Genomic DNA, 10,560 nt, shown 5'->3' on the forward strand with positions numbered 1-10,560 from the left:
ATTATTCACACCGTTTTAGGGCCTTTAGCTCAGTTGGTTAGAGCGCGCGACTCATAATCGCTCGGTCGCTGGTTCGAGTCCAGCAAGGCCCACCATCTTCCAATCTAACCTAGTCTTAGTTAGTCTTAAAAGCCCCATACTCTGGGGCTTTTTTGTTTCTAGCCTATTCTTAACCGTTCAGAACAATCTATACTTGTACCAGCAAAATGTTGGTATAAGTGTTGGTACATTGCTTTCTAAAAATGCTTGTACCAACAAAAGGAGGTTAAAGCGGCTCTTCGCATTTAAGGGTGTAGATAAAATATGACTAACTAGAAAAGGAGTCGGGTTTCTTAGAGAATGTAAGTTCCAACACAGGTGCAAGAAGGCTATTCAGTAAGCCTGTGTTGTAAAGCTTTAGGCTTAAGTCGTTCAGGCTATTATGCTTGGGAACCTTTTCTGGGTGCTCTTTTTGGGCTTCAATACAATAGCGGCGGCTGTGTACCCAACACTGGGCATGAGTGATGTTTTTTTGTGCGGCAGCATAGCGTGCATAAGCGGCATAGCCATCACTAATAAGTGTGCCTGAGAACTGTGGCTCGTAAGTATTAAATAGCTCAGTCCATTGCTCATCACTTGCTCCTGAATAAAGAGGAGCCTAGTTTAGTGATAGGAGACTGCGCTAAAAGGTGTGGTTGCTGTTACGCTTACTTTGTTATAAACGAATTACTCGGCGTTTGCGTTAACAAGCCAATCATCAAGCACTTGCTTCAATTTATCTAATTGCTCTTGATGTTTTGCTTGATTCTTTTCCAATTTTTTAATGTTCTGCAACTTCCAACGAATCGCTGGCAAGTCTGCTGCATTAGGATAGTCAAACAATGCCCAATCAGGTTGCCCTCTTTTGAATGACATTAGGAAGGCATGATCCCTTTCTGTGAAATGTTTTTGTAGCGCCATTAACATCATAGGCCTAACAGAGGTTAAGTCTTCGCATTCAACTTTTTCAAAAGTCATTCCATCAAATTCTGCCTGAAATTTCTCATTCAGAGGCTGCCAGTTTGGCGACATGACTTCATTAATAGGCCGAGGATGACTTAGTGTATAGGTTAAAAAGCCCACTAAAATCTCTCTCGAAATCCCTTCACTGCCAAGTAACATACGCACATCAAATAAGTCGCGAGGATGTTGGCGATCCATTGCAGCACACAATTTCCCACCATACAGACCGGGAAGACTGACTACCTGAATCTCAGCATAACCAAACTCGTCTTCAAAAGACTCTTGAACTGGCATTATCTCTGCACTATGCAATGTACCTCTGGCGACGGGCGACACTTCAATTTTGATTGTCGCAACGGGACTTGATACAACTATTCTCAGTTCATCAGTTTTATTATCCTGAAATGCCGCTTGGATATCTGGTTGAGTATTGATTCTGTCTGTAATGCGCTGCAATGCAGCCCTGACATTAATCAAAGCCTCATCTCTTGGTTCAAGTGGAAGATAAGCAAGATCAATATCTACAGATAACCGAGGAAAATCTCTCACAAATAAATTAATGGCGGTGCCACCTTTAAGTGCAAAAACCGTCTCTGTTGCTACCACAGGCAGCATTCTTATGAGCAAAGAAACCTGTTTGTAGTATGGGCTATCTTTATCCATTATGTTGTTCACCATTTTTGACGCTTAATATCTCTGGCACTGTGATTTGATATCGCCCATCAAAACGCCCTTTTTCGACAACCTGCCGCTTTCCTGCACCCAATTTAATTCTTGTTTCATCTATGCGATTGACCCACTGGTGATCGTAGTATCGCCCCAGAAATAGAAATATTCGGTTTGCCTGAACAGAGCAGCTTCGTTCAAGAATATCTTGTACTTTTCTAGGGCTAAGATTGACTAAACCCTGAAATAATTCTGCGACATGCTCAAATGAAATCAGCTTCCCAATCGCGTCTACCACTTCATAGGCAGCAAGTTCTGCACAGCTGACAGTTAGTTCTTTCTCTTTAACCGTGATCCTTTTCAAGTCTTTATCGGGGTTCACTTCAAGCTTATGGTTTCCACAGTAAAACCAATTCTGATAAGGGAATTCACGAAACCATTTCGGTAAAGACGACTTGTTTTTAACGCAAATCCAAACTTGCTCTTTGTTCAGCTGTAAATAGTGACTCAGTCCTTGGTGAGTTAAGCTGCTCAATCCAGCCAAATGAACTGAAACGCCCAATTGCACATCCAATGCTTGAATGGCATCAATCCAAGTTGGCTTTATATCGCCCTGCGCATTTGGACGATAGTAAACACCAGAACTAAGCTTCTTCAGCCAACCGTTCTGCGCGTACTTTTGAGCCAACGAGTAGCTCACGCCGTTTTCAGTCAGCCATTGCTGAAGTACTAGCGCACCAGGAGAAGTATGAGCAATAAGCCAGTTTATTTTAGATGACATTTTAACACCAAAAGTATGAATATCACGAGCAGTATAAACCATATAGTTTATTACGATAGGGATTTTAACACTTTAGGTATCAATATACCAAATACTGTAAACCAAGTTCATTAATGTGGCATCACTGAAATGAAAAGGTCTACAGTAAGCGCCCTTAAATCAGCACCCTTGCATAACGGCTACTTAGCTTAATCTAGTTCTACGTTCCATGGCAGCAGGGCTTCGAGCTTTTCTAATGTGTCAGCGACAGCTATGCGGTAGGGAAGCACTAGCGGCTATGTTTTTTCTTCTGGGCAGCTAGCAACAAATCTCCCAGCGTATTGCCTGCCACTGACTGCTGCTGTTTGGCTGCTTGCTTATTATGTGTGCTGGGTTGCCTGCTAGCGCGTGCGGTTGTTGCACCGGCAGCACTGGTGTTTTCACCCGGTTGGTCGCTCATGCGGCAGCTAAGGGCAATGCGGCGGCGTTCTATATCAACTTCCAACACCTTCACCTTAATAATATCGCCTGCTTTTACTACATCGCGCGGGTCTTTAATAAAGGTGTCGGCTAGGGCAGAAATATGCACTAGGCCATCTTGGTGTACGCCTATATCGACAAACGCACCAAAGTTGGCGACGTTGGTGACTACGCCTTCCAAAACCATGCCTAGTTTTAAATCTTTAATATCTTCCACGCCTTCTAAAAACTCAGCGGCTTTAAACTCTGGGCGGGGATCACGACCTGGTTTGTCTAGCTCTTTTAGAATATCGGTAACGGTTGGCAGGCCAAAGCGCTCATCAGTGTAATCGGCTGGATTAAGACTTTTAAGAAAAGCCGTATCGCCAATTAAGCTAGCCACATCACGCTTATTCGCTTTGGCGATTTTTTCAACCAAAGGGTAGGCTTCAGGGTGAACGGCAGAGGCATCTAAAGGGTTTTTGCCTTCACGAATACGCAAGAAACCCGCGCACTGTTCGTAGGCTTTAGGGCCAAGGCGTTTTACATCTAACAACTGGCGACGTGAAGTAAAAGCACCCTGTTCATCGCGCAGGGCAACAATGTTTTCTGCTAAGCCAGTGTTCAAGCCAGAGGTACGTGCCAACAAGGGCGCTGAAGCCATGTTCAAGTCAACACCCACACCGTTAACACAATCTTCAACTACGGCATCTAGCGAGCGGGCTAGCTGTACTTGCGACACATCATGCTGGTACTGGCCTACACCGATGGATTTAGGCTCAATTTTAACCAGCTCGGCCAAAGGGTCTTGCAAGCGACGACCAATAGAAACTGCACCACGAATGGTTACGTCTAAATCGGGAAATTCACGGGCAGCAAATTCAGAAGCAGAATAAATAGAAGCACCCGCCTCGTTCACCATCACTTTAGCCGCTTGTATTTCTTTATTTGCTAGCAACTCACCGGCTAGTTTGTCGGTTTCACGGCTAGCCGTGCCGTTACCTATGGCAATTAATTCTACTTGGTGTTTTTTGCACAGGGCAGTTAATACAGCAAGCGATTCACGCCACTGATTTTTAGGCTGGTGAGGGTAAATAGTGGTGTGGTCTAATAATTTACCCGTAGCATCAACCACGGCAACTTTACAACCAGTACGTATGCCTGGGTCTAGCGCCAAAGTGGTTTTAGCACCTGCAGGCGCAGCAAGTAATAAGTCTTTTAAGTTATCGGCAAATACTTGAATAGCCGCTTCATCAGCCAATTCACGCAAACGGGTCAAGAGTTCGGTTTCTAAACGAGTATAAAGCTTGACCTTCCAAGTCCAGCGCACCACTTCGTTTAACCATTTATCCGCGGCACGTCCAGCATCTTTAATACCAAAATGCTCAGCAATCACCACCTCACTTGGGTGAGACTTCATTTCATCTTCACCAGCCAGTTTAATGCTAAGTGATAAAAAACCTTCGTTTCGACCACGGAACATAGCTAAAGCACGGTGCGAAGGGGTTTTAGCTAGGTTTTCATCGTGTTCAAAATAATCACGGAATTTAGCACCGGCTTCTTCTTGCCCAGCAATGACACGGCTGCTTAACAAGCCATCGCGCCATAAAGAATCACGTAACTGCCCAGACAGTTCAGGCTCTTCAGAAAATCTTTCCATCAACAATTGCTTAGCACCATCTAACACGGCTTTTTCATCAGCAAAACCAGCTTCTGCATTAATGTAAGCCGTGGCTTCGGTTTCAGGCACTAGGTTGGGGTTTTCTAGCAAAGCATCGGCTAGCGGTTCTATACCGGCTTCACGGGCAATTTGTGCTTTGGTGCGGCGCTTAGGCTTGTAGGGAAGGTATAAATCTTCTAAGCGCTGCTTGGTATCAGCTAGCAGCAGTTGTTCTTTGAGTGCATCGGTTAGTTTGCCCTGTTCATCAACCGAAGCCACTATTGCCGCACGGCGATCTTCTAGTTCTCGTAAATAGTTTAAGCGCTCTTCTAAATTGCGCAGCTGGGTATCATCTAAACCACCCGTGGCTTCTTTACGGTAACGAGAAATAAAAGGCACGCTAGCGCCTTCGTCTAATAAAATAATGGTGTCATTAACTTGAGCTTCACGAACATTCAGTTCTGTAGCAAGACGCTGGGCAATAGAGGGGAGCATGAGAAACCTTGGGTGGGTAGATAAACAATAAAACTAGCGGTGAAACTGACCTTTGGTAGTACCGTAGGCACTAACAGCTTTGCGACCCTGTTGGTTATCAACCCTTTGTTGGTGAAGGTCATAACGAACGTTAGTGGCTTTTTCTACAAGCTGGTTATTTAACTTTTCTAATAGAGTGAACTGAGCATGGTGCTGAGTGACTTCTTCTTTTGTCCAGTTATAGGCAAAAGTTTTTTGTACTAGCTGCTCCCGCACTTGGGTGAGTTTATCTGCTTTTTCTAGCTGTTCTTCTTCAAAGTTATCAAAGTTAGCTAGTTCTTTTAATAGCAACTCACTAGCATTAATGGCTTGCGCTAAGGCTTCTTGTGGTGATAGGTCATTAACTGATGTAGGCAGCATTATTTACTCGACTCAGTAGGTGCTTTATTTGCCAGTTCACGCTGATGTTTAGCCAGGTCTTCACGAAATTGACGCGCTTCATCGGCAATACTTTCCCAAGCCTCTTTAATAGGAGTAAGTAAATGAATGGCTTCAAAAATGGGTGTATCTAAATTGCTAGCTTTGGCCTGACTAATTAAACGACCACAATATTCATAAAGATTATCTAGGTTAGCAGCTAATTCAGGTTCAATATCATGGCGTAGAGTAACGCGTAATTCATTTAAACCTGCTTGGGCTTTGCCTAGCCATTTATTCTTTGAAGTGTCATCTTTACGATCAATCGCACTTACACCATCGTTAAGATGAGAAAGGATAGCAGTGTATAAAAGTTGGGTAAGCTTATGAGCATCTGCATCTTCTACTTCAGCCTCTAAGTGACGGTTATTGTTCACTTGAGAAGCCCAAGCTTGAGCAGATTTTTTTACTTGGTAGGGAGTTAAGCGACGAACCATAACAGTGCCTTTGCTAAGTATTTAAACGCAAAACTCTGATGCCAGCCTAAGCCAGCACCAGATAGATAGCCAAGGCTTTATTACAGCAGACCCAGAATAACCTGTCCAGCTTGGTTAGCCTGAGATAAAGAAGCAACACCTGCCTGCTGAAGTACTTGCTGCTTGGCCAAATTAGATGTTTCTGTTGCAAAGTCAGCATCTTGAATACGGCTACGCGCGGCAGAAAGGTTTTCTTCGTACAAGTTGTTACCAGAGATTACCGCTTCAAAGCGGTTCATTACCGCACCAAAGGTAGCACGCATTTCAGAAATTTTGTTAATTGCACTGCGCGTTAGTGAAATCGAAGCCATAGCAGCGCTTTGCTTTGTAATATCCATCGTTCCAGTAGTACCAATGCCACCAGAAATAATTGTTTTAAGTGCAGTAGAGCCTACACCTGTCATCTCTGCAAGACCGCCAGACATAATGCCAGCATTTATGCGAGAAGCAGACTCGTTAGTAAAACCAACCTGTAAGACTATATCAGTAGCCGCAGAATTTAACAGTTTCATACCATTAAACTCGGTTGTTTCAACTATTCTAGAGATTTCCATAGTTAGCTGGTCAACTTCTTTCTGTAAACCACCACGTGCTGCAGAGTTGTAAGTACCATTTGCTGATTGAATGGCTAGTTCGTTAATACGCTGTAGGTTAGCAGCAACCTGATCCAATGCGCCTTCAGCCGTTTGCGCCATAGAAATACCATCGCTGGCATTACGAGTCGCCATATTCAAACCACGAATATCTTTGGTTTGTGATTGAGCTAGGTATAAGCCAGCCGCATCATCTTTAGCTGAGTTAATACGCAAGCCAGTTGATAGACGCTGAAAGGTTGTAGCTTGCTGATTTTGCGTAGTAGCAAGGTTACGTGAGGCATTAAGTGCCGCAATATTAGTGTTAAGGACTAAAGCCATTGTCCAACTCCTTGTTCATGTAATGTCTTAGGCAAGTGCTTGCCATCTGAATCGGCAAACTCTTGCCGTTTTGTCACCTTAACTGGCTAGGCCAGCCTGCTACTTACTTATAAAGCAAACTTTGTGCCAACTATTGTTCTTTTGCGCTTTGTAAGACCTTTTCTGCTTCATCTTTTATGGCATCCCAGCCTTCTTTAACTGGCTTCATTAGATTGATTACTTCTTCAACCATAGCTGGGTCATCGGCTGATACAGCTTGCATTAAACGACGTCCCATATAGTCGTAAAGGCTGTTTAAGGTAATAGCAACCTCCTTGCCTTTTTCAAAGTCTAAGGAAGTTCTTAACTCGGTAATTATGGCAAGTGCACGGGTAGACATTTGCGTTCTAGCAAGTGCATCTTCACGCTCTATAGCACCCTTGGTAGCGGCTAAACGACCTAGGAGTATTTCCATTAAAATTTGAATAAGGCGATGAGGGCTAGCATCTGCAACTTCAGCTTCACGACTAGTACCTTGTACATACTGGGCAGCACCACGCAGGCTTTTTTTGTAAGACATAACAGAAAATCTCCAAAGATGATTTTTAACAAAAAAAAGGGTATCACAAAGGATACCCTAGTTTTAAATTACTGTGAATTTACTTAGCTTCTGGTGTAACCAGGCAAGCCAGCCATTTGTTGGCTAATAAATGAGCCAGTTGAATTAAATCTAGAAACTATTCCATCTATGGCGCTAAATTGCTTAACAAGCCTTGCTTCCAACAACTCTAATCTTAGGTTAGTGGAATCAACTCTATCATTAATTCGATCAACCTCTTTGCCTAAACCTTCGGTTCTAATTTGTACCAAGCCTTTATATGACTGACCATCTTTAACGCCACCACTGACTAGGCGAGTAGCAAGCTCGGCAAAGCGTTCAGCATAGCCGCTAGGCTGGGTGTTATCTAATGCTTTAGAAGAACCTAGAATATGAGCAACTTTATCAAAGTTTTCATCTAAGGCTTTAGTTAAGGCTACTGAGTCTACTTCTAAAGTTCCATTACGTGAGCTAGGGTTTTTAGGGTCATAAGACTTATCAACAAAAACCTCTATGCCTATTAAGGCTAAAAAGTTCTTTTGGGTATCAGCAGCATCGTCACCTTCGGTTGGTGAATACAAAATATTACGCATTTCACCTTCGATAGAGCGGATAGTGCTATCGCCGTATAAAGAACCTTTTTTTGCTTCATTTAAATGAATAATGACATCGTTGTAAGCCTTAGCAAAAGCTTCAATATTGTCTTTAATGGCTGTGTCATCACGCTTAACTTGTAAGCCACCTACGCTTTCAGATTGACCGCTGGCACCAGCAGTTAGATTGATGGTGACACCAGATATCACATTGTCGAAAGTATTGGTGGAGCTAGATACTTCGATATTATCAATTTTAATTCGAGCATCTAAGCTATTAGCATCCGAGCTTAAGCCTGCATCTTTTTTTGCATTGGTAGGGTCATCACTAAAAATAGCTTCAATTCTTCCTTCTTCGCCACTAATTCCAGAGTTAAGTACTAGGCGTGCATTACTACTGTCTACATTAACTAGGTTAGCAGCCACCTTACCTTTTAATCCTTCATGGTCATTAATAGCGGCACGAATTTCATCTAGGGTTTTGCCTGTGGTATCAATACTTATGTCATTACCACCACCATCTTTTAAAGCATTACCATCTTTATCTTTAAAGGTAAGAGGGCCAGTAAAATTATTAGTAGCAGTTTTATCCATAGAAGTGGATACATGACGGTAGTTTCTAGCTTCTGCCAACACTTTTATGTTGTAGTTACCCGCAGTTGCACCCGCTTTATGGTCTGCTGTTGCAGTAAATAGCTTGTCATTACTACTGGTTGCTGCCAATTGCTGGAATTTATCTAAGCCTTGCAAGGCTTTCATAGCATCGCCCATAGAGCTTAGGCGGCTTTTCAGTTGTGCCATTCCACTAATTTGTGATTCATAAAACTTTTTATCGTTTTCTAAACGCTTTAAGGGTGCTGCTTCAGCTGCAAGCGTTGCTTTAATAATATCGTTGATGGGTAAGCCTGAACCTACGCCACTAAAACTGATGCCAGACATAATTAATACCTCTTAATTCGTAAATCTAAAATTAGGAAACTTGGGTTGAAAAAAAGTTAGTATCGCCTGCTAATAACTTAGCTTTACGTTGGAGCACTTCTTCAGAAGGGTACTGGCGAATAACTTCATCTGTTTTGGTGTTAAAAACCTTAACAACTAAATCATCGGTTTCTTCGTGTAGTTCAAATCTAAGTGAGCGGTTGTATGAATAAAGCGCACTATTTATTTCATCTAACATTTGTCTTAGTTCACTAGCATCCATACTACCAGTGGGTGGCTCATTTTGTTGTTTTTGTTCTGATGCTTCTTTTGTTTCTTGCTCTAGTGCTGTGGTTAGTTGGCTAGGTGTTTTTACTTCTGCCGTTTTATTTTCGTTAGAAACTAAATGCAAGCTTTCTGTTGCTGGATTTTTTACTTGGTTGGGTAAAGAAGTGCCGTAGCCAACAGGCCTGTCTGTGGTGACGGCAGGGTTCAGACTGGATAGCTCTGAGGACATGACGGTAACCTCTTATTACTAAGTGAATTGCTTGTAGTTTAGTAGTCGGCAATAATTCTAACAACTTTAGTTTTTGGTTAAAATTTAAACAAAAAAATGCCGGGCTATACCCGGCATTTGTAAGGCTAGCGTGTAAGTTAAACTTACAGTAAACCTAGTACTACCTGAGATGATGCGTTGGCTTGACCTAGTGCAGCAACACCTGCCTGCTGTAGTACCTGCTGCTTAGCAAGGTTGGAAGTTTCAACCGCAAAGTCAGCATCTTGCACACGGCTACGTGCAGCCTGTAGGTTTTCAGAGTAAGTCTGGTTACCAGAAATTACAGCTTCAAAACGGTTCATTACCGCACCGAAGGTAGCACGAATTGCAGAAATGCCATCAATTGCAGCGCGAGTGCCACCAATAGCAGCCTGTGCTGAAGCTTGGTTACTGATATTGATTTTACCAGTACCATTTAATGTGGTTCCTATACCACTAATAACTGCTTTGCCGCTACCAGTCATGTTATTAGCTAAACCACCAGAAAGACCAGCATTTACTTGGTAACCAGTACCGTTCTGATTACCCACCTGCATGGTTAACTCTTGTGCACTACCGTTAAGCAGTTTTTGACCGTTAAACTCAGTGGTATCTACAATACGTGTTATTTCTTGGGTTAACTGGTCAACCTCTTTCTGCAAACCTGCACGAGCAGCAGTATTATAAGTACCGTTAGCCGATTGAATTGCAAGTTCGTTAATACGCTGTAGGTTGCTAGTAATTTGATCTAGTGCACCTTCAGCGGTTTGTGCCATAGAAATACCGTCACCGGCATTACGAGTTGCCATGTTCAAACCACGAATGTCTTTGGTTTGAGACTGAGCAAGGTACAAACCAGCCGCATCATCTTTGGCTGAGTTAATACGTAAGCCAGTTGATAGACGGTTAAAGGTTTGTGACTGTGCATCTTGGGTTTTAGCCAAGTTACGTGCACCGTTTAGTGCTGCGTTGTTGGTGTTAATTACTAAAGCCATGGTGAATCTCCTTAAAAATTATAGTAAACCTAGTACTACCTGAGATGAAGCATTCGCTTGACCTAGTGCAGCAAC

Annotated in this window: 10 protein-coding genes, 1 tRNA gene and 1 pseudogene; 1 reads left to right on the top strand and 11 read right to left on the bottom strand. The window is 42.8% G+C overall.

Annotated features, from left to right (window positions below):
• Window positions 1-18 precede the first annotated feature (18 nt).
• A tRNA-Ile gene (locus H571_RS0110965) sits at window positions 19-95 on the top strand.
• A gap of 341 nt (window positions 96-436) precedes the next feature.
• On the opposite strand, the pseudogene H571_RS16045 reads toward H571_RS0110965, so the two are convergent.
• The 11 genes and pseudogenes from H571_RS16045 to H571_RS0111020 form a co-directional block, all read right to left on the bottom strand.
• Window positions 437-574, bottom strand: a pseudogene (locus tag H571_RS16045) (IS66 family transposase); the annotation flags it as partial.
• A 131-nt stretch (window positions 575-705) separates the two neighbouring features.
• On the bottom strand, window positions 706-1,644 hold the full coding sequence (locus H571_RS0110975; protein WP_027849351.1) for a nucleotidyl transferase AbiEii/AbiGii toxin family protein: 939 nt from the start codon (window positions 1,642-1,644) through the stop codon (window positions 706-708).
• Complete coding sequence (locus tag H571_RS0110980; RefSeq protein ID WP_027849352.1) at window positions 1,637-2,428, bottom strand: type IV toxin-antitoxin system AbiEi family antitoxin; 792 nt, start codon at window positions 2,426-2,428, stop codon at window positions 1,637-1,639. Before H571_RS0110980 ends, H571_RS0110975 begins: the two co-directional genes overlap by 8 nt.
• A gap of 268 nt (window positions 2,429-2,696) precedes the next feature.
• Window positions 2,697-5,021 (bottom strand): Tex family protein, encoded by a 2,325-nt coding sequence (locus H571_RS14970; protein ID WP_036218151.1) that lies wholly within the window; start codon window positions 5,019-5,021, stop codon window positions 2,697-2,699.
• A gap of 33 nt (window positions 5,022-5,054) precedes the next feature.
• Window positions 5,055-5,420 (bottom strand): hypothetical protein, encoded by a 366-nt coding sequence (locus H571_RS0110990; protein WP_027849353.1) that lies wholly within the window; start codon window positions 5,418-5,420, stop codon window positions 5,055-5,057.
• On the bottom strand, window positions 5,420-5,914 hold the full coding sequence (fliS, locus tag H571_RS0110995) for a flagellar export chaperone FliS (RefSeq protein ID WP_027849354.1): 495 nt from the start codon (window positions 5,912-5,914) through the stop codon (window positions 5,420-5,422). The genes H571_RS0110990 and fliS (H571_RS0110995) overlap by 1 nt, the downstream gene beginning before the upstream one ends.
• A gap of 80 nt (window positions 5,915-5,994) precedes the next feature.
• On the bottom strand, window positions 5,995-6,867 hold the full coding sequence (locus H571_RS0111000) for a flagellin N-terminal helical domain-containing protein (protein WP_027849355.1): 873 nt from the start codon (window positions 6,865-6,867) through the stop codon (window positions 5,995-5,997).
• Between the two features lie 130 nt (window positions 6,868-6,997).
• Window positions 6,998-7,426 (bottom strand): flagellar export chaperone FliS, encoded by a 429-nt coding sequence (gene fliS / locus H571_RS0111005; RefSeq protein WP_027849356.1) that lies wholly within the window; start codon window positions 7,424-7,426, stop codon window positions 6,998-7,000.
• A gap of 83 nt (window positions 7,427-7,509) precedes the next feature.
• Window positions 7,510-8,976, bottom strand: coding sequence for a flagellar filament capping protein FliD (gene fliD, locus H571_RS0111010; RefSeq protein ID WP_027849357.1), 1,467 nt, complete (start codon window positions 8,974-8,976; stop codon window positions 7,510-7,512).
• A gap of 31 nt (window positions 8,977-9,007) precedes the next feature.
• Complete coding sequence (locus H571_RS0111015; protein WP_027849358.1) at window positions 9,008-9,472, bottom strand: flagellar protein FlaG; 465 nt, start codon at window positions 9,470-9,472, stop codon at window positions 9,008-9,010.
• Window positions 9,473-9,615: 143 nt separating this feature from the next.
• Entirely contained in the window at window positions 9,616-10,485 is an 870-nt protein-coding gene (locus tag H571_RS0111020) for a flagellin N-terminal helical domain-containing protein (protein ID WP_027849359.1), read from the bottom strand.
• Window positions 10,486-10,560: the final 75 nt, after the last annotated feature.

The organism is Marinospirillum minutulum DSM 6287 (genome assembly GCF_000422325.1).
GTDB classification, from domain to species: Bacteria; Pseudomonadota; Gammaproteobacteria; order Pseudomonadales; family Halomonadaceae; genus Marinospirillum; species Marinospirillum minutulum.

What these genes read in the sequence shown, in the direction of transcription:
- fliS (WP_027849356.1), bottom strand. Translation starts at nt 7,426, where the DNA reads ATGTCTTACAAAAAAAGCCTGCGTGGTGCTGCCCAGTATGTACAAGGT.
- H571_RS0111020 (WP_027849359.1), bottom strand. Translation starts at nt 10,485, where the DNA reads ATGGCTTTAGTAATTAACACCAACAACGCAGCACTAAACGGTGCACGT.
- H571_RS0110990 (WP_027849353.1), bottom strand. Translation starts at nt 5,420, where the DNA reads ATGCTGCCTACATCAGTTAATGACCTATCACCACAAGAAGCCTTAGCG.
- H571_RS0111015 (WP_027849358.1), bottom strand. Translation starts at nt 9,472, where the DNA reads ATGTCCTCAGAGCTATCCAGTCTGAACCCTGCCGTCACCACAGACAGG.
- H571_RS0111000 (WP_027849355.1), bottom strand. Translation starts at nt 6,867, where the DNA reads ATGGCTTTAGTCCTTAACACTAATATTGCGGCACTTAATGCCTCACGT.
- H571_RS0110980 (WP_027849352.1), bottom strand. Translation starts at nt 2,428, where the DNA reads ATGTCATCTAAAATAAACTGGCTTATTGCTCATACTTCTCCTGGTGCG.
- H571_RS0110975 (WP_027849351.1), bottom strand. Translation starts at nt 1,644, where the DNA reads ATGGATAAAGATAGCCCATACTACAAACAGGTTTCTTTGCTCATAAGA.
- fliD (WP_027849357.1), bottom strand. Translation starts at nt 8,976, where the DNA reads ATGTCTGGCATCAGTTTTAGTGGCGTAGGTTCAGGCTTACCCATCAAC.
- fliS (WP_027849354.1), bottom strand. Translation starts at nt 5,914, where the DNA reads ATGGTTCGTCGCTTAACTCCCTACCAAGTAAAAAAATCTGCTCAAGCT.
- H571_RS14970 (WP_036218151.1), bottom strand. Translation starts at nt 5,021, where the DNA reads ATGCTCCCCTCTATTGCCCAGCGTCTTGCTACAGAACTGAATGTTCGT.